The organism is Solimicrobium silvestre, from assembly GCF_002976435.1.
GTDB classification, from domain to species: domain Bacteria; phylum Pseudomonadota; class Gammaproteobacteria; order Burkholderiales; family Burkholderiaceae_D; genus Solimicrobium; species Solimicrobium silvestre.
In genome coordinates this window covers 146,058-164,571 of the sequence record NZ_PUGF01000012.1, presented here as the reverse complement: position 1 = coordinate 164,571, position 18,514 = coordinate 146,058, and the positions used below count along the sequence as shown (strand labels likewise).

Below are 18,514 nucleotides of genomic sequence, written 5' to 3'. Positions count from 1 at the left end.
GAATTTGCGTTAACCGACTCAGTACGTCGTAGGTATAGGTCGTGGTTTGTCCTTTGGCATCGGTGCTGCTGGTCAGGTTACCGGCGGCGTCAAATAAGCGTTGGGTGGTGCCGGTATCGGGACTGGTCAATGCGGTTTGATTGCCTAAACCATCGAGCTGGTAGGTGGTCGTCAGTGACCTGGGATCGGTGACACCAATCAACTGGCTTTGGCCGTTGTAGCTTAATTGAGTAAGGCCCTGGTTGGCGTCCGTGCCTTGCGTGCGACGATTTAAGCCATCGTAGGCATAGCGGGTGACGTTACCTAAGGGATCCGTCACCGTCGTCAGATTGCCCATTGCGTCATAGGCATAGTTGGTCGTGGTCACTTGCGGTGTTTGGGCGCTGGCCAGGCCAGACAGGCTCACTAGTCCCAGCGTCGCTAAGAGGGTTAGGGATCGGTTTAATTTACAACGACAGATAGGCGCCTGCATTATTGAGCTCCAGTGATTTGTTGAAGACGGTTTAGGGCATCCACCACGCGGCTGATCTGACGAGCCAGGTTGCCACTGGTGTCGTTGACTTGTTCTAGTGTCCGGTTGCCCATGGCATCCAGGGTGTAGTTGACCGTGTTGCCGAGGTTGTCGGCGATGTTGGTTAACCGGTGTGCCGTATCGTAGGTGTACGTTAACTTGGCTTGATTCGGGAACGTGACACTGAGTAACTGACCTGCGCCGTCGTAGTTATAACTGGTGACTTCACTGCCGCGGCTTTGGCTGGTTAGCCAGCCGCGTGGACTGTAGGCGTAGGTGGTGGTTAAGCCGTTCGGATCGGTGATGCTGCCGACATGGCCATTCAGGTCGTAATTGCTTAAGGTGGTGACTTGACCGGCGGCGTTGGTGACGCTGCTCAGGTTGCCGTAGGTGTCGTAGGCGAACTGCGTAAGGTCGGTGACATCGGTGCGAGGACCGGTGATCGTGAGCACCTGGCCGACGCTGTTGTACGTGTAAGTCCATTTACGTGGGGTGCCGGTGACTGTCGCACTAACTCCCTGAACACCATTCACATCCGTTGTGGCTTGCTGGGTCTTGGTGAGTAAATTTCCATTCGTGTCGTACGTGTAGGTGGTCATACGTAACGGTTCCGCCACTTGCGCTGGTAAGCGGTATGTTGGATTCCAGCTCGTCGTGATGGTTCTGGCTTGCGTTGTGCCCATCGCTTCGGTGCGGATTAATTCGAGATTGCGATTCGCGTCGTACGTGTAGTTGGTGATATGGCCGTTGAAGTCCGTGTGGCTCGTCAGGTTGCCATTGGCATCAAAGGTGCTCGATGCCGTCGCCGTCGCACTGCCACTACCAGCCGGTTGGGCGACCGCGTTACCGACAACTAAACCATTGACGGCGGTAAATCCATAGGTCGTTTGTGTGCCTAGCGGCGAGGTGACAACACTCGTGCTATTGCCATTGACATCGGCAGCACCGACAGCGATTTGGTAACTATCAACGCCTGCACCTAACTGGGAGGAAGTCGCGATACCGTTGCAGTCAAATGTCCAGCTGACGGAACGTGTGCCGTTCTCGTCGACAATGCCTGTTAAGGTATTGAGCAAATAACCGAAACCATTACCGACTGGAGCCGATCCGGGACAGACTGTGCCGCCATTGATTTGTGCGGCTTCGTTGTAATACAGGGTTTTAGTTTTACCGTCCGGGTACGTGATCGAGGTTAAATTGCTGGCCAGGCAGGCGTAGGTTTGCTGGCCATTAACGGTCATACAACCTGCCGAGGGGCCATCGTAGCCGTACTGTGTGACGTGATTGTTGGGGTCAATCGCCAAAGTGATTCGTCCTACGGATTCATTCACTCCGGGTTGGTCATGCTCAAATTGCAGTTGCCGACCCCAGTTATCAGTTACGCACAACAGCGTGCCGGAAGCGACGGCGGCGCCCGCTTGTACGTGTGGGCAAATCGGCGCTGTTGCTGGATACCTTGAAACGCTACTGTCGTTTGTGGTACCGGTACTGTAAGTCAATTGCTGCGTGCTGCCGCTTTGGGCGGTGAGCTTGAGTAACAATCCGTTGCCGTCAAAGGTTTCAGTATGGTTGTCGGTATCGGTGAAGGTGAAGCTGGTGGGGGTGATGCCGTCGCTGGCGACTGTCGACGTTAATTGGCCGGTGACGCCTTGATCCGCCGTCCAAATTTGACTCCCCGCAGTGGCTGCAGGCGCGGTGAAATACAAGCCTTTGCCATCACCGCGGGTCACGGTAACGACCTGCCATACTGGGACCTTAGGATATTCACACCAGATATATCCGGTGTCTGTGCGTTGCCAGCAGATCACGGGGATGGTCGATGTCACCATGTTGGGCGGCGTTTCCCAGCCGATCGGCGTTACTCGGGCATCGTACGGCTGCGTCCAGCGGGTGCCAAAGGAGCGTATGGTGCTGGCATCCGGATTAGTGGGCAGGCTGTTGTAGGTGCGCGAAATGCTCAGCCCTGAGAACGGAGCGACTACCGCCAAATCGGTTTGTGTTTGGTAGCTGTTGCCGGTGCCGACGTTGATGGGATCGCCCACGCTCTTGGCTTTATCGCAAACAGGACAACCACTGTTGATGGGCTTTGCTCTTGGCGGTGCGGGCACTTGATTCGTGAGTACACATTTCTGGACATCGCTGTAATAATCATTGAAGCTGGTTGTTGAGCCTGTCGACGGACATATACAGGAACTATTCGTAGTATCGAAAATAGTGCCAGAACTAGGAGGACAAGTTTGCATAACGTCTAAAAAAGCATAAAACCCGTACGAACTAGAACACCAATATTCAGTCACAGTTGGCGTATGTTCAGTAATCGTAATGGTGGTAAAAGGACTTCCAAATGTGGTCTTTGGATCTGGTGAACAATCAGCAATAAAAGAGCCATAAGAAGCTGGGACATTAACTCCATTTATATTATATGAAACTGGATTGTAAACAGTAGCAGTCGCAACGGAAGCAGCACCTCTCTGAGCAAACGACGAGAACATAAAAAACGATAGAAGAATAAATAAAATAAAACGTTTCATGAATTTCCCTGAGTAATGAAGCACATGATTATTGAGCTCCAGTGATTTGTTGAAGACGGTTTAAGGCATCCACTACGCGGCTGATCTGACGAGTCAGGTTACCGTTGGCCTCGTTGACTTGTTCCAGCGTCCGGTTGCCCATGGCGTCCAGGGTGTAGTTGACGGTGTTGCCGAGGTTGTCGGCGATGCTGGTTAAGCGATGCGCGGCGTCGTAGGTATACGTTAACTTGGCTTGATTCGGGAACGTGACACTAATTAACTGCCCTACCCCGTCGTAGTTATAACTGGTAACTTCGCTGCCTTTGCTTTGACTGGTTAGCCAGCCACGTGGGCTGTAGACGTAGGTGGTGGTTAAGCCATTTGGGTCAGTGATGCTGCCGACATGTCCATTCAAGTCGTAATTACTTAAGGTCGTGATTTGACCTGCGGCGTTGGTGACGCTGCTCAGATTGCCGTAGGTGTCGTAGCCGAACTGCGTGAGGTCGGTGACGTCGGTGCGGGGGCCGGTGATCGTGAGCACTTGGCCGACGCTGTTGTAGGTGTATTTCCAGCTGCGCGGGGTGCCGGTGACTGTTGCACTGAGTCCTTGGCTACCGTTCGCATCGCTCGTCGCTTGCTGGGTCTTGCTCAGCAGATTGCCGTTGGTGTCGTAGGTGTACGTGGTTAAGTGTAACGGTTCGGCCACTTGCGCTGGTAAGCGGTATGTTGGATTCCAGCTCGTCGTGATTGTTCTGGCTTGCGCCGTGCCAGCTGCGTCGACTCGGGTCAGTTCCAGATTGCGCGTCATGTCGTACGTGTAGTTGGTGACGTTGCCTTTGAAGTCGGTATAGCTGGCTGGGTTCCCGTTTGTATCGAAAGTGCTGATTGCAGTAGCTGCTCCACTGCCGCTACCTGCCGACTGGGCAAAGGAACTTCCAAGCATGAGACCATTTACTGACGTAAAGCCATAGGTCATTTGAGTGCCTAGTGGCGATATGACGGTACTGCTGCTGTTGCCGTTGGCATCTGGTGGGCCAATATTGAACTGATATTTATCGACACCACCACCGAGTTGCGATGCGGTAGCAATTCCATTGCAGTCATAAGACCAACTGACCGAGCGATTGCCATTCTCGTCAACAATTCCCGTTAAGGTATTGAGCAAATAACCGAAACCATTACCGACTGGAGCCGATCCGGGACAGACTGTGCCGCCATTGATTTGTGCGGCTTCGTTGTAATACAGGGTTTTAGTTTTACCGTCCGGGTACGTGATCGAGGTTAAATTGCTGGCCAGGCAGGCGTAGGTTTGCTGGCCATTAACGGTCATACAACCTGCCGAGGGGCCATCGTAGCCGTACTGTGTGACTTGATTATTGGGGTCGATCGCCAGGGTGATCCGTCCTACGGATTCATTCACTCCGGGTTGGCCATGTTCAAATTGCAGTTGACGGCCCCAGTTATCGGTCACGCACAGCAGCGTGCCGGAAGCGACGGCGGCACCCGCCTGTACGTGTGGGCAAATTGGCGCTGTCGCTGGGTAACGTCCGACACTGCTGTCGTTTGTGGTACCGGTACTGTATGTCATTTGTTGCGTGCTACCGTTTTGCGCCAGAGTATTCAGTAGCAGGCCATTCGCATCATACGTTTCGCTGTGATTGTCGGTATCGGTAAAAATATAATTGGTTGGCGTGACGCCATCGCTGGCCATGGTGGACGTAAGTTGGCCAGTAACACCGACATCGGGCGTCCAATGCATGGTTCCGCCCGAAGCGATACCAGAAATGAAATAAAGGCCTTTTCCATTGGCACGAACGACACTCACCATTTGTGGTTTGGGTCCATTAGAATCCAAAACAGGATATTCACACCAGATATACCCATTGTCCGTACGCTGCCAGCAGATTTCCGGGAAGGCGAATAGCACAACGTTCGCCGGACTTACCGGGCCTAGAGGTATGATGCTGACATCGTACGATTGCGTCCAACTAGTACCAAAAGAACGGATCGCATTTTGTGCTGGTGAACTGTTGTAGGTACGCTGCAGCCGCAGGTCGGATGACGGTGCCGATACCGCTATATCCGTCAGCTTTTCGAAAACGTTTCCCGTTCCTATATGGACGGGATCGCCTGTCGATATGGGTGGGGCACCTGAACTACACGATGGACAACCTAAATTGATGGGCTTGTACCAGGGTGTGGCGGGAACTTGGTTTGCCGAGAAACATTTTTGGCCGACTGGATCATAGAAACTTTTCTCGGTCGTTGGGTCTGTCGGTGGTGGGCACGTGCAGGTTGTTGAATCTGCGCTTAGACTGCCACTAGGACAAAAAGATTGAATATAAAAATCTAAAGGCTCTTCATTGCCACCAACACTACAATAATACGTAACAGTAGCATACGTAAACAATGGCCCATAAATTTGAACGGGTTGATTTACGCCCCAAAAGTTATCGCACAAATTAGTAAACCCAGCAAGGGTAGTAACACCAAATGGTCCCCATGATTTAACAGTTGGAGAATAGGTCGGTGTCAGCGAAGACTGAGAGTAAGCAGCCGACATGGTCAACAGAAAAAAGATTACAACAATCCATTTGCAAAATTTCATTTTTTACACACTTATTAACAAAGGTAATCAACAGAAAGCGGCACTCCAATTTAAACCGATAAGAAAATGCTTTCACCATTGAAATCTAGCCATATGCTGGAGACAATTTAACGCAACGATTACACAATTAATCCGACAATCCATACCACAGGCTGTGTTGGTTTGTTCTAGATTTCAGTTGGCAGAGCAGCGCAGACTTTCAGCAATGTGTCGGTTTAATTTAAACTTCTTAGGGGGACAGAAATAAATTTGAAGGTACAGCTTGACAAGGAATTATTTTTTAAACATTTATCGATCATTCGCCAGCACGAGGTGCTTTATTAGAGTGTTGTAAATTTAGATTGCCATTCAAATACAAAACCAATCAGCAACAATATTTGTTTAATTTTTACCATATTAGAACAACAGCAATTTATTTTAATAAGTATGTAAATATCAACCTAAATTATTGCCAAGTAAAAAGATTCGGCAAGATACTATGTAAGCGAATTTTTGTATATACCCTTATCAGACATTCCTTATCACCCACTTCAAAAACACCAATATTTTTTAGCAATTCCATCTTTCTCATAACGCTAAATAATGAAAATGCGCAATAAATGACATAGCCTTTATCCGAAAAATGCTGTACATTCCCAGAGTTCCTTTGAGCAACACATAAATACTCACACTTATTCAAGATAGCAGTGTCGCAGAGATGCCGACGTCAATGCTCGACCTTATTATTTTTTGGCTATTTTTGTTGAATTTCCATAGTGACTTCAAAGCTATTTTTGTGAAGTACTTCTAGTGGAACCCCAAAAAACCAATCCTCTTTTTTTCGATGTATAAGTATAAAATTCCAACTACCCCCCCAAAAAATACTGGCTTCACTCTTCTGGAATTGTTGGTCGTCATTGTCATCATCGGTTTGCTTGCAGCCTATGTGGGGCCAAAGTACTTTGCGCAACTCGGTAAATCCGAAGTCACTATTGCTAAATCTCAAATTGAAGCATTTGATAAAGCGGTCGACACGTTCCGCCTGGATGTGGGGCGTTTCCCGACCGCCGAAGAAGGCTTATCCGCGTTAAACATCAAACCTGCTGATGCCGAAAAGTGGAACGGCCCATATTTAAAAAAAGATATCCCACTGGACCCTTGGGGTCATCCCTACATCTACAAAGTACCAGGCACTAAGGGCGATTTTGAGATTATTTCTTATGGCAAAGACGGCCAACCCGGCGGGGTTGGTGACGATGCCGACATCAGCAATCAATAACCCATGACGTCGTTATTGATGCAGCAATTACTTATTCAGCGACATAGGATGATAAATTCTGCGGCTTGGATTTTGCATATGCCGCGTATGAAATTTGTCTTTCTATCCGTTTCCCCCAATTCCAATTTGTTATCCGATCGCGAAATTCGCCTTGAGGGTGTGTATGCAGTTTGACGTTCGCGCACTTTCCTCTGACCATGTTCTAACCTTAGTGACCATTGATGCTATCGACGAAGTAGATGCCCGTCGCCAAATTGAAGCTCGCGGACTCTATGCGTCAGACATTTCGCCGGCCCGCGGCTTGAGACAAGGTAAATCGACCAAGGGACAGTTGTCGCTCGTTTTATTCAGCCAAGAACTACTCGCGCTACTCAACGCAGGGCTTTCTATTGTGGAAAGTCTGGAGGCATTACTGGAGAAAGAAGCCAACCTTGGCACTCGGCATATTTTGACGCGATTACTCACCGGATTACGCGAAGGAAAACGCTTTTCCGGAGTATTGGCAGAACAACCTAACTTATTCACCCCACTCTATATCGGCATTATTAAAGCAGCGGAAGGTACTAGTGATTTACCCCGATCCCTTACGCGCTTTATCGACTACCAACAACGCATTAATACAGTGCGCAGCAAGGTCGTCAGTGCAGCAATTTATCCGTTAATTTTATTATTCGTCGGCGGCGGCGTCGCATTCTTTTTAATCGGTTATGTAGTCCCGCGCTTTGCTGAAGTGTATCGCGGTGCCGGTCGTAATTTGCCATGGATGTCACAACTGCTATTAGATTGGGGGCAGTTTGCGGCTACACGTACGACGACATTACTCATCAGCACCGCGCTTATTCTGACGGCTCTGGTTTTTTTAGTGCGCTATTTTCTAAAAACAGGTGGTGTTGCACGTCTGGCATACCGCATTCCTGGCCTAGGTGAGCGGATACGCATTTATGAATTAGCACGCCTCTATTTAACCCTAGGGATGTTACTTGAAGGAGGCATCCCGATTGTGACGGCAATGGGCACGGTGCAAGGCATTGTGTCGTCGGAAATGCAGCGTCACTTGCAACAGGCAACGCATTCAATACAATCCGGCATTCCTTTATCAAATGCCTTTGAGGCCAATCAATTAACTACATCCATCTCATTGCGTATGCTGCGCGTGGGTGAACGCTCTGGAGAACTCGGTTCGATGCTCACACAATCTGCTGCATTTTATGACGGTGAAATCAGTCGTTGGATAGATCGTTTTGCACGCATGTTTGAACCGATACTCATGGCGATCATCGGCATTGTTGTCGGAGGCATCGTGGTGCTGTTGTATATGCCGATCTTTGACTTGGCAGGAAGCTTATCTTGAACGACATTATCGCGCCACCGACGATTGATACTGCGCTAATACAGCAAGCACGCCTGCAAGCTGCCAAATCGCATCGCTCCATCATGATTGAATTAGAAGCGATGACCCAAAGTGACCCACGTAGTTTAGTGCAAGCTGTGGCCAAACCGTTTGGACTAACCGTCATCGAAACAGCTGAAATGCTGGCATTGGCACCCGCGTTTGATTTATTACCGCTGTCGCGTGCCATGCAGCGCTATTGTGTTTTATTACGATCAGCCGATGAACGTATTATTGGCGTTATTGCAGATCCATTTGATGCCGATTTACCGATTTGGTTAGAAGCGCAAGCTGGCGGCGCATTGGAAATTTGCTTTGCTTTGCAAGCCGATATTCAAGCTTATTTGTCTAAATTAGAAGAATCGGCACGTGCAGTAGATAACCTTGGGCCGACCACTGATGCGACACGGCGTGACTCTAAAACGGCGACGGTATTATCTTTCGCCTCAGTCAGTGAAGCAGCAAGCCCGGCCGTTAAACTCATCAATTCGACCTTGTACGATGCATTAAAAGCCGGCGCATCGGATATCCACTTAGAAAGCACGGCAAGCGGATTAGCCGTTAAATATCGAGTGGATGGGGTGCTTGATCATGCGGCCTCTGCCAATGGTACTGAAACAGCAGAGCATGTGATTTCGCGCTTAAAAGTCTTGGCTGAATTAGATATTGCGGAGCGTCGAATTCCGCAGGACGGCAGTTTTAGGGTGGAGTCAGGCGGACGAGAAATTGATTTGCGCGTGTCGATCATGCCGAGTATTCATGGCGAAGATGCGGTGATCCGTATTCTCGATAAACGCGCCATGATTGAAGCCTATGGCGCGTTGACCCTAGAAGCACTTGGCTTTGATGCCCCGTCGCTCATTACTCTGCGCGGCTTGGCTGAAGAGGCATATGGCATGCTATTGGTGACGGGTCCGACAGGTTCCGGCAAAACCACCACGCTGTATGCAGCATTGACTGAAATTCATAATGGGCGCGACAAAATCATCACGATTGAAGATCCGGTGGAATACCAACTGCCTGGCATTCTGCAAATTCCCGTGAATGAAAAAAAAGGGCTGACCTTTGCAAAAGGGCTGCGTTCGATTCTCCGGCATGATCCAGACAAAATAATGGTGGGTGAAATCCGTGATAAAGAAACGGCAGAAATTGCCGTGCAGTCGGCACTGACGGGCCATTTAGTTCTTACTACAGTGCATGCCAACAATGTATTTGATGTCTTTGGTCGCTTCACCCATATGGGTATCGATCCTTATGCGTTTGTTTCTGCATTAAATGGTATCTGGGCGCAGCGCTTAATTCGTTTAAATTGCCCGCATTGCGCCACCTCTTATATACCGACTGAACTGGAATTGGAACGGGTGCATTTACAACGTGACGAGTGCCATGACTATGTATTCAAACAAGGCAAAGGCTGCGGCGATTGCCGAGGTACCGGTTACAAGGGGCGTCGTGCCATTGCCGAAATTTTGACTTTAACGGACGAAATCCGCGAGATGGTGATCGAAAAACGTCCGATTCGCCAAATTAAAGAGGCCGCCCGTAAGAATGGGACACGCAGTTTACGTGAAGCTGCGCTGGAGTTAGTTAAGCGTAGTGAAACAACCTTATCTGAAATTAAACGGGTGACTTTACATGCTTAATCCGTTACGTAATGTCGTCAGCCGCCTTTGTGGTGCTCGGCTTCATTTGGGCATTACCACCAAGGGAATTGCCTTAGCACGCACCAGTGGTGGCTGGAACAAGAAAATATCACTATTAGCAGATCAAGCATTAAGTTCAGATCAGTTAAAAAACCAATGTGATGCACTACTAACGCTGCCTTCCTGCACCACTCTGCCATTACTAGTCACGCTGAGCGATGAATGGGGGCACCTTTTTATGGTGACTCCACCGCACAATGCAGAACACTATTCAGATCTGGTGGCTGCGGCAACTATGCGATTTCAAGCACTGTATGGAAAGGTCAGCGCTGATTGGCAAATAAACGCCGATTGGCAAGTGGATCGCCCTTTTTTAGCTTGCGCTTACCCACGCTCATTACTCAATACGCTGCAACAGATTGCCCAAGAACGCCGTATGCCTCTGCTTTCAGTCCGACCTTACTTTGTCACCGTGTGGAATCAATGGAGTTCCAAATTAAAACCAAACAATTGGTTCGGTGTAGTTCAAGACGCGACCTTGACGCTGGGTATTACTTCTGAATTACACCCCCAACACTTAATTGGAATTCGGACAATAGCGATTCCGACCCACGGGCAGAATCGAGATTGGATCGCAGAACAACTAACGCGAACTGCATTGCAGCACAATGTGACCGCACCTAAGCAAATCCAAGTCGTCGGTAATCAACATCACTATTGGGGCGACAAAGCAGCTACCCCTGTTGTGGATCAGCTTGTTCTCAACTTAGTCGAGCAGCAAAATCAATCCTCAACAGTAGCCTCATTACCGCAAATCCTATCTCCGGCGCGGCAATTAATTTACTGCGGAGTAGGAGCATGACAATTAATCGTATCGATTTTGCACCACCAACATTCGCAAGAACGTTGTATCGCACCCAAATCAGGACATGGTTTTTTATTTGTATCGGCCTGGCCCTTTGTGCCAGTGCTATCGTCATTGGTCTGCAACAGCAGCACAACATTGATGCGAATAAAAAAACATTGCAATTATTAACACCGCAGCTCAATGCGCGTAACAACCCAAAAACTGTTCGCAAAAAATCGACCATTACCGAAACACAAGCCAACGCGGTGAATACAGCTATTGCTCAATTGAATTTACCTTGGCGTGATGTCTTGGATGCCATGGAATCGGCTACACCAACAACGATTGCCCTACTATCGCTGGAACCGGATGCAAGGCGTAATGCCGTCAAGGGAATCGCCGAAGCAAAAGATAGCGATGACATGGTGCGTTATATTGAATTACTCAAAAAAGAAGATTTTTTTAGCGACATATTTATCACCATGCACGAAATTAATCAGCTGGATCCGAATAAACCGGTACGTTTTCAATTTGAAGCTCATTGGCAGAATGCGGCATCATGAAACTGACGTCCATTTCACAATTCGCTCTTAAACTACGTTTAGGGTGTCGCCAACTCGGTTGGAGTAATGCACTAGCCATTCTCTTGTGTCTTAGCGGATCAATTGCGTGGCTATGGGCTGTTCCTTACTTAAAACAACAACGGATGATCAGCCAAACTAAATTGCAGCAAACGCAAGTCACAGTAAATCAACTTCCTAAAGCAACCTCGGCGGTCGAATTAACGCAGTCCGAACAACGGTTACGTGCTTTCTATTCGGCATTGGGAGAAACGCATTATGTTGAGCAGCAAGTAGCTTCTTTAATCGGCTTAGCCACAAAAAATGGCTTGATACTAAATCAGGCAGAGTACAAATTAGCGCAGAATAAAAACGGCCACTTTCACACCTACACCGTCACGATGCCGGTAAAGGGGCAATACAGCATGATCCGGGGCTTCTGTGATCAAGTGCTACTATCCATCCCCTTTGCGGCATTGGATGAACTCAATTTCAAGCGCGCCTCGATTTCTAATCAAATCATCGAAACACGCATACGTTTTACGCTGTATTTGGACGATGTGTCGGAACCTGAAAATAACTCCTTAGCTTCATCAGTGAAACAGGGGGAGTTACAATGAAATTACGTCATATCGTCATGGCAGTTGGATTTGTAGCGGCTGCTGGTTTGGCTATTTTCGGTGATAAAAGCCCTGCTGATCACGTTGTTGAGCCTGTTGCGCGTGCTGCGACAACGATGACACCAAGCCATGATCAAACATTATTAGCCGCAATTAATAGTGATACGCGGGCGTCGAAAAATACGCCATCAAGTGATGGTGCGAAACCGGAACCAGTAATATTAGTTTTACTCACTCGTGAAGAGGCGATGCATAAAATCGTATCAACAAATAACAGCACCTTGTTTGGCAACCAAAATTGGTTACCTCCAGCACCGCCGCCACCGAAGCCGGTCCCACCGCCACCGCCAACCGCCCCTAGCATGCCATTTACCTATTTAGGAAAAAAAATGGAAGATGGCGTTTGGGAGGTGTACCTTGCGCGCGGTGACACGATCGCTATCGTGCATACCAATAGCCTTATCGAAGCGACCTATCGGGTTGACTCCATCACACCACCGACCTTGACTATGACTTATTTACCGCTTAAGCAAACACAAACAATCACCGTCGGAGACGCAGAATAATGTTGAAGCGACCCGATCTGCCTTTATCTTTACCTAGAACATCTATGCAAAAACGATTCATCTTGTGCAGCGGAATTATCGTCAGTATTTTGCTGGCAGGCTGTGCTGGCCAGCTCGCTTATCGTGATGGCAAAAACCTAGTTGAAGAAGGAAAAATGGACGAAGGTTTATCCAAATTTAAAGAAGCACTTGCCAACGATCCACATGATGCCAAATATCGCGAAGCATATTTGCAAACTCGTGAGCGCTCTTTATATCGTTATTTGGAACAAGCCGATCTGTTAGTTAACAATGGTTCGCTGGATGAAGCTAAAAACGTATACCAACATGCACTGATCATCGTACCTGGTAACGAAAAAGCCTTAGCTGGGTTAATGGCGATTGACAGCGCACAACGTCAGACTCAATTACTCAATGCAGCGGATGCCGATTTCGCTAAAAAAGACTTGGAGAGTGCTCGAAAAAAAGTTGCTGAAGTCTTGATTGATAACGCAAAAAATACTCGAGCAATTGCTTTAAAAAAGGCGATTGATGAAAAAGTAGCGCTATTCTCTGCGGATACCCAATTAGCTAAAACGTTTCAAAAGAAAATAACCATCGAATTCAAAGATGTCGCCTTAAAACAAGTGTTTGAAGTGATTTCACGCACATCGGGGCTAAATTTCTTATTTGACAAAGAAGTAAAAACCGATCAAAGAACCTCGATTTTTTTAAAAAATAGCAGCATTGAATCGGCTATTCATTTCACCTTAATGACAAATCAGCTCGACAAACAAGTTTTAGATAGCAATACGATTTTAATTTATCCTAATACGCCCGCTAAACAAAAAGAATATCAAGAGCTGGTCGTGCGTACCTTCTTCCTAACAAATGCAGAGGCAAAGAACGTCGCCAATACCTTAAAAACAATCATTAAATCCCATGACATTGTCGTGGACGATAAATTAAATATGATTATTGTGCGCGACAGTCCTGATGCAATTAAATTGGCGGAAAAACTCGTCGCCCTGCAAGACGTTGCAGAACCGGAAGTTATGTTAGAAGTGGAAGTGCTAGAAGTGCAACGGACATTTTTACAAAACTTAGGTATCCAATGGCCAGCGTCGTTAGGTCTGACACCGCAGCCACTCAGCGTTCTTCAATCGAGCACCGGATCGACGAGCTCCACCAGTACTAGCGGACTTTCTTTAAATGATTTACTACATCAAAGTAAAAACACACTGGGCGCATCAATCGGCGCGACCACGATTAATGCCAATCTTCAAGATTCTGATGCTAAATTACTGACTAACCCGCGAATTCGAGTACGTAATCATGAAAAAGCAAAAATCTTAATTGGTGAACGCGTACCAAATATAACTTCAACAGCGACCTCAACGGGATTCGTCTCCCAATCCATTAACTATATTGATATTGGCCTTACTCTAAATGTAGAACCGACTATCTATCTCGATGATAACGTGGGAATTAAAGTCTCATTAGAAGTGAGTAGCATTCTCAATCAAATCACTACGCAATCTGGTACGAATGCTTACGAAATCGGTACCCGTACCGCTTCTACTGTATTGCGCTTAAAAAATGGTGAGACAGACGTGTTAGCAGGCTTAATTGATAACCAAGAACGCACATCTGGCAACAAAATTCCCGGCGTTGGCAGCATGCCGATTCTTGGTCGATTATTCGGCTCCACGACAAATAATGATCAAAATACCGAGATCGTTCTTTCTATTACACCGCATCTGATACGCAATATTCAACGACCTGATGCTAATGACGCTTATTTCCTTTCCGGCACAGAAAGTAGCCTGCATACACGCGCTATAGCTAGCGACAACAGTGAAAATACACCTATATCAACACCAGCGGCAACCACGCTTGCAAAACCTATGGCACAACGACCAACACCGCCTCATTCACCGAATGGATTAAACGCTTTAACTAACTCCGAGTCAGCAACCTCGCCTACGTCAGCCTCAAGTGACCTTGGCGCTGGCACACCTATGGGGAGTGGTGATACGCCAGCGGGTGCTGGAAGCATCAATGCCGCAGGAGCTGGGGCGCCAGCAGCCGGGGGTGTAGCAAATGGAGTAAGCCAGGTTCAGTTCAACTGGCAAAGTCCAAACCAGGTAGCAGCAGGTGGAACTGTTGCCGTTGCGCTGATGATGCAATCAAGTCAACCCATTAGCAGCATTCCGCTCACGCTAGGTTTTGATAGTACGAAATTACAAGTTATTGGTGTCAGTGAAGGAACTTATCTTAAACAAGGCGCTGCACCAACTAATTTCACCAGTCGCATCAACCCCAATGGGCAAATCGCTCTTTCAGATAGCACGTCAAATAGTAGTGGCATAACAAATACGGCAGTGCTGGCGACAGTGACCTTTCGCGCACTCTCCGTAGCGGGCCCCACCACTATTCAAGTACTTAGTGCAACGCCCGTTGGCGCAGGAAATACACCGATTCCTGTCGCCATACCAACGCCATTTGTACTGCAGGTAACGCCATAATGTTCGGACTGCCTTATCATCACCCGCCTTACCGATTACTAGCTTGTAACCCAACATTATCACGCCCCAATGACATGCTTCCGCAACAATTGGGCCGTATATCCGGTTTTACTCTCATTGAGCTGCTCGTCACCTTAGCTATTTTAGGTGTGTTGGCGAGCATGACTGCGCCCATTGCTCAAGTGGCGCGGCAACGCGTTCAAGAACAGGAATTACGCTTGGCGTTACGCGAAATACGGCAAGGTATTGACGCATATCAAAGAGCAACAAATGATGGCCGTATTCCAAAACCAATTGGCAGCAATGGATATCCGAAGGAGTTGAATATACTAGTCGAAGGTGTTTCTGATCAGCGTGATCCCAAGCGTAATAAAATATTCTTTTTACGACGTGTTCCACGCGACCCCATGAATACAAATACAAACACTCCAGAAGCAACTTCATGGGGGCTTCGTAGTTATGCCAGTGAAGCGACTGATCCTCAAGAAGGGGAGGATGTCTATGATGTGTACTCCACCTCGACCAAAGTTGGCCTGAACGGCGTACCCTACAATAAATGGTGATCACGATGTATGCTAAAAATCGACAACGCGGATTTACCCTGATTGAATTATTAGTGGTGTTAGCAATTATCGCGCTCTTATTAACGTTAGCGGTACCTCGATATTTTCAAACTATTGACGCGTCTAAAGAAACTATTTTGATAAGTAATTTACAAGCAACGCGCGATGCAATTGATAAATTTTACGGCGATACCGGGAAATATCCAGACACATTAGCGGATCTTGTGAACAAAAAATATTTGCGCTCATTACCGATGGATCCCATAACGCAAAGTACCGCGACATGGATTTTGATTGCTCCCGACGACCAGGAAAAAGGTAATGTCTATAATATTAAAAGTGGAGCGCCTGGACAAACTCATCTTGGGCAATCTTTTAGTAGTTTGTAAATCATGAGTAAGAAAAAAATCCCGACGCATCATTCTTATACTCGCTTAAATCGCAGCATTTCTGGCTTTGCTTATCTCGCCCTATTAATATCCGTTGCCCTTATCGGAATAGCCGCCGTTGCTACGGTTCAAATAGGATCTATCATGCAGCGACGTGCAGCAGAAGAAGAACTCCTAGCCATTGGCTCTCAGTTTCAATCAGCCTTCGTAAGCTACGCAAACGCCACACCAACGGGGCAATCCTCTGCCCCTGCATCATTACAGGATTTATTAAAAGATCCACGCTACCCCACCATTCGACGCCATTTACGCAAGATCTATATTGATCCTCTCACTGGCAAGCAAGAATGGGGAACCGTGGCAGCAATTGATGGCAGTGGAATTATTGGCATCTATAGTTTATCGAAAGATGGGCCAATCAAAATTGGTAATTTTGAGCCCGCGTTTCAATTATTTGAAGGAAAAACTTCTTATCGAGAATGGCTGTTTACAGCACCACTACTAATTGGGAAATAATGTTATAAATTGGCCCCTCACGGATATTGACCAGTAACATTTATAGCGAATGTACATCCAAAAACAAAAAACCGCATTCTCATAGCGAGTTATGCGGTTTTAAGCTCTTACGATACAACCTGAAAACTACTGGTGCCCGAGGCCGGAATTGAACCGGCACGCCCGTTATTCACGAAAGCGGCGGATTTTAAGTCCGCTACACATACTAACGTAAACAGTTACTTAGTTACTTTTAATCTCCGCAACTTGTAATATTTAACCATTCTAAGAGCTAATGCTGGCTTCAAATTAGCATTGAGTTGCGGAGATGATTTATGCATAAAAATAGCCACTATTGAGCATGCAAACAAGCCTGGCACGCCCCCCCCCTATATCTGCTATTTTCCATATCCACACATCTTGTTTATTTCAACCATCATCAGCTTCATGCCTAACTTAATTGAACCCCAGATTATTCCAACTTGAATCGCGGCTACCAATAATATTATCAATAGGATATTCATTTATTTTCAGCCGCGATTGCGTTTAATCGGATGGCGAGCTCGTCCTTATCGTGCCCGAGTTGCTCAACTTCTTCTGCAAATTCTGTAAGATTGATTGTGCCCGAGTCATTCCGTCCAGGGGAACTGGCTGGATCAACACTGGCGACAGCTTTAGTGGCGCTGGGCACACTAACGGGACAGACTGTTGGGGTGTAGAACAAGCCGCCAGACTTGCGAGTATCAGCAAGCAAAGCGTCATTGGCATTTTTTTGATCAACATATTTTTGCTCACTTTCATTAAGTTTTTTATCGTTGGCTTGCTGGATTTTCAAGGTATCGGCTGTTGCTTGTCGCTGAGCCTTATCCCATTGATCTTGAATAGTCGCTTCGCCTCGGACGAATCCGCGGTGATCGAGATACCAAAGGCCAAATAGGATAGCTACTACCAAGGCGACTACCCCGGCAATCTTTGCGTAAATTGTGTAAATTCCTAACATGGTGTTTCCTCCGGCCACTCGGGCAAATCAACGGTTTGACCTGCAAGCGAATGCGTGCAGTCGTTTAAAAATTGAATACGCCCATCAACAACAAAGCTATGGCAAATGTCTTTGACCTGGTGCTGCTCCCAAGGATTCTCTTTATATTGCTCATGATTTTCATTGGTAATCGGAGGCACCCAGTGGGGATATGTGACTAAAACAGATGGGGTAAATGTCGGCTTAAGTGCATTTCCATTCCAGCCCCATCGTTCACCCAACCCAGTTCCGTGCCGCACTGTATGAGCACGGTCGCAGCCGGGGCACCAAAACATTAAATAGCCATCCTCCCCGCCACGAAGAATTGGAGATAGTTGACTCATGGCTTTGGCTCCGAAGTTTCGGAAAGTTTGATTGCGCCACCCATGGCGGCAATCGCGGCGCCGGCTCCAATGCCATAAGCCTGTCCATCAAACGGCTTCCCAGTGATGAAAGCGGCGACCTCAATCAGGATGAACACCAGAACGACTGCAAAGCCGAGCACCTTGACGATGGCGAATGACTGCCCATCGATGCCGGTCAAAATGTCCTTTACGACCTGGTTCACTTGGCGACCTCATCCGGCGAATACACAAAATCAGCACGCTGATACTTCTGCATATTCCAGATAGGTTCTGGAGTAAAATGCTTGCCGTGTGGAGCTGGGCCACGATGATGCTTTTCGCAAAGTGGCTCTGTGTTATAGACGCTATCAATGAAATCAGGATCATCCTTAAACGATGCCCAGTCGAAATCTGGGTGCTCTAATCTGACTTTGTCCCAGTCCGTACCTTCACTGTCAGCCCACTCGATAAACTTGTGATGTATCTCGACTTTCTCTTTTGTTTTGCAAACACCGCAGACCGCGCCAAGTTGGTGCCAGTGCTTTTTTGTAGCTTTAAATACTTTGCTTTCAGTGCGCGGCGGGTGATCGGGATAGAAAACATCAATCGTGATGGTTTCGTGAATTTCGTGTTCGTTTTTTACTGTTTGCATAGTGTTCACCCATAAAAAAAGGCCACCAAAGTG

At 47.5% G+C, this 18,514-nt stretch carries 17 protein-coding genes and 1 pseudogene; 11 read left to right on the top strand and 7 right to left on the bottom strand.

What is annotated here, in order from left to right; translation table 11 throughout:
* From S2091_RS13740 to S2091_RS13730, 3 genes and pseudogenes are all read right to left on the bottom strand, one after another.
* A pseudogene (locus S2091_RS13740) lies at positions 1 to 472 on the bottom strand (hypothetical protein); the annotation flags it as partial.
* Positions 472 to 2,553: a DUF6531 domain-containing protein gene (locus tag S2091_RS13735; RefSeq protein WP_165794988.1), complete on the bottom strand. Its 2,082-nt coding sequence runs from the start codon at positions 2,551 to 2,553 to the stop codon at positions 472 to 474. The pseudogene S2091_RS13740 and the gene S2091_RS13735, both read right to left, overlap by 1 nt.
* 517 nt (positions 2,554 to 3,070) lie before the next feature.
* Positions 3,071 to 5,629 carry a DUF6531 domain-containing protein gene (locus S2091_RS13730; protein ID WP_105532511.1) on the bottom strand — a complete coding sequence of 853 codons (2,559 nt, stop codon included), beginning with the start codon at positions 5,627 to 5,629 and terminating at the stop codon, positions 3,071 to 3,073.
* A gap of 823 nt (positions 5,630 to 6,452) precedes the next feature.
* Here S2091_RS13730 and gspG point away from each other — a divergent pair.
* The 11 genes from gspG to S2091_RS13675 all read left to right on the top strand — a co-directional run bounded on the left by gspG (position 6,453) and on the right by S2091_RS13675 (position 16,488).
* A complete protein-coding gene (gspG, locus tag S2091_RS13725; protein WP_105532510.1) occupies positions 6,453 to 6,887 on the top strand; it encodes a type II secretion system major pseudopilin GspG in 435 nt (144 codons plus the stop codon).
* Between the two features lie 163 nt (positions 6,888 to 7,050).
* Entirely contained in the window at positions 7,051 to 8,238 is a 1,188-nt protein-coding gene (locus tag S2091_RS13720) for a type II secretion system F family protein (RefSeq protein WP_105532509.1), read from the top strand.
* 5 nt (positions 8,239 to 8,243) lie between these two features.
* Entirely contained in the window at positions 8,244 to 9,920 is a 1,677-nt protein-coding gene (locus S2091_RS13715; RefSeq protein WP_423828241.1) for a GspE/PulE family protein, read from the top strand.
* Positions 9,913 to 10,782: a hypothetical protein gene (locus S2091_RS13710; protein ID WP_105532508.1), complete on the top strand. Its 870-nt coding sequence runs from the start codon at positions 9,913 to 9,915 to the stop codon at positions 10,780 to 10,782. Before S2091_RS13715 ends, S2091_RS13710 begins: the two co-directional genes overlap by 8 nt.
* Positions 10,779 to 11,330 (top strand): PilN domain-containing protein, encoded by a 552-nt coding sequence (locus S2091_RS13705; RefSeq protein ID WP_105532507.1) that lies wholly within the window; start codon positions 10,779 to 10,781, stop codon positions 11,328 to 11,330. The genes S2091_RS13710 and S2091_RS13705 overlap by 4 nt, the downstream gene beginning before the upstream one ends.
* The gene (locus tag S2091_RS13700; protein WP_105532506.1) at positions 11,327 to 11,947 is read left to right on the top strand and encodes a hypothetical protein; all 621 of its coding nucleotides are present in this window, start codon (positions 11,327 to 11,329) and stop codon (positions 11,945 to 11,947) included. Before S2091_RS13705 ends, S2091_RS13700 begins: the two co-directional genes overlap by 4 nt.
* The gene (locus S2091_RS13695) at positions 11,944 to 12,513 is read left to right on the top strand and encodes a hypothetical protein (RefSeq protein WP_105532505.1); all 570 of its coding nucleotides are present in this window, start codon (positions 11,944 to 11,946) and stop codon (positions 12,511 to 12,513) included. The genes S2091_RS13700 and S2091_RS13695 overlap by 4 nt, the downstream gene beginning before the upstream one ends.
* Positions 12,514 to 12,557: 44 nt before the next feature.
* A complete protein-coding gene (locus S2091_RS13690) occupies positions 12,558 to 15,020 on the top strand; it encodes a cohesin domain-containing protein (RefSeq protein ID WP_105532504.1) in 2,463 nt (820 codons plus the stop codon).
* A gap of 74 nt (positions 15,021 to 15,094) precedes the next feature.
* On the top strand, positions 15,095 to 15,583 hold the full coding sequence (locus S2091_RS13685) for a type II secretion system protein (RefSeq protein WP_105532520.1): 489 nt from the start codon (positions 15,095 to 15,097) through the stop codon (positions 15,581 to 15,583).
* Positions 15,584 to 15,588: 5 nt separating this feature from the next.
* Positions 15,589 to 15,972, top strand: coding sequence for a type II secretion system protein (locus S2091_RS13680; protein ID WP_243405419.1), 384 nt, complete (start codon positions 15,589 to 15,591; stop codon positions 15,970 to 15,972).
* A 3-nt stretch (positions 15,973 to 15,975) separates the two neighbouring features.
* Complete coding sequence (locus tag S2091_RS13675; RefSeq protein ID WP_105532502.1) at positions 15,976 to 16,488, top strand: type II secretion system protein; 513 nt, start codon at positions 15,976 to 15,978, stop codon at positions 16,486 to 16,488.
* A gap of 499 nt (positions 16,489 to 16,987) precedes the next feature.
* Here the strand turns inward: S2091_RS13675 and S2091_RS13670 are convergent, their stop codons facing one another.
* From S2091_RS13670 to S2091_RS13655, 4 genes are read right to left on the bottom strand one after another with little or no spacing between them, the layout of a single operon-like run.
* Positions 16,988 to 17,467: a hypothetical protein gene (locus S2091_RS13670; protein ID WP_105532501.1), complete on the bottom strand. Its 480-nt coding sequence runs from the start codon at positions 17,465 to 17,467 to the stop codon at positions 16,988 to 16,990.
* On the bottom strand, positions 17,461 to 17,829 hold the full coding sequence (locus tag S2091_RS13665) for a ubiquitination-like system serine protease family protein (RefSeq protein ID WP_105532500.1): 369 nt from the start codon (positions 17,827 to 17,829) through the stop codon (positions 17,461 to 17,463). The genes S2091_RS13670 and S2091_RS13665 overlap by 7 nt, the downstream gene beginning before the upstream one ends.
* Positions 17,826 to 18,053 carry a hypothetical protein gene (locus tag S2091_RS13660; RefSeq protein WP_105532499.1) on the bottom strand — a complete coding sequence of 76 codons (228 nt, stop codon included), beginning with the start codon at positions 18,051 to 18,053 and terminating at the stop codon, positions 17,826 to 17,828. Before S2091_RS13660 ends, S2091_RS13665 begins: the two co-directional genes overlap by 4 nt.
* Positions 18,050 to 18,481, bottom strand: coding sequence for a hypothetical protein (locus tag S2091_RS13655; protein WP_105532498.1), 432 nt, complete (start codon positions 18,479 to 18,481; stop codon positions 18,050 to 18,052). Before S2091_RS13655 ends, S2091_RS13660 begins: the two co-directional genes overlap by 4 nt.
* Between the last annotated feature and the right edge of the window lie 33 nt (positions 18,482 to 18,514).

Coding starts and splice junctions, on each gene's coding strand:
- S2091_RS13730 (WP_105532511.1), bottom strand. CDS start 5,629: ATGAAATTTTGCAAATGGATTGTTGTAATCTTTTTTCTGTTGACCATG.
- S2091_RS13720 (WP_105532509.1), top strand. CDS start 7,051: ATGCAGTTTGACGTTCGCGCACTTTCCTCTGACCATGTTCTAACCTTA.
- S2091_RS13685 (WP_105532520.1), top strand. CDS start 15,095: ATGCTTCCGCAACAATTGGGCCGTATATCCGGTTTTACTCTCATTGAG.
- S2091_RS13700 (WP_105532506.1), top strand. CDS start 11,327: ATGAAACTGACGTCCATTTCACAATTCGCTCTTAAACTACGTTTAGGG.
- S2091_RS13695 (WP_105532505.1), top strand. CDS start 11,944: ATGAAATTACGTCATATCGTCATGGCAGTTGGATTTGTAGCGGCTGCT.
- S2091_RS13675 (WP_105532502.1), top strand. CDS start 15,976: ATGAGTAAGAAAAAAATCCCGACGCATCATTCTTATACTCGCTTAAAT.
- S2091_RS13655 (WP_105532498.1), bottom strand. CDS start 18,481: ATGCAAACAGTAAAAAACGAACACGAAATTCACGAAACCATCACGATT.
- gspG (WP_105532510.1), top strand. CDS start 6,453: ATGTATAAGTATAAAATTCCAACTACCCCCCCAAAAAATACTGGCTTC.
- S2091_RS13690 (WP_105532504.1), top strand. CDS start 12,558: ATGCAAAAACGATTCATCTTGTGCAGCGGAATTATCGTCAGTATTTTG.
- S2091_RS13710 (WP_105532508.1), top strand. CDS start 9,913: ATGCTTAATCCGTTACGTAATGTCGTCAGCCGCCTTTGTGGTGCTCGG.
- S2091_RS13705 (WP_105532507.1), top strand. CDS start 10,779: ATGACAATTAATCGTATCGATTTTGCACCACCAACATTCGCAAGAACG.
- S2091_RS13680 (WP_243405419.1), top strand. CDS start 15,589: ATGTATGCTAAAAATCGACAACGCGGATTTACCCTGATTGAATTATTA.
- S2091_RS13670 (WP_105532501.1), bottom strand. CDS start 17,467: ATGTTAGGAATTTACACAATTTACGCAAAGATTGCCGGGGTAGTCGCC.
- S2091_RS13665 (WP_105532500.1), bottom strand. CDS start 17,829: ATGAGTCAACTATCTCCAATTCTTCGTGGCGGGGAGGATGGCTATTTA.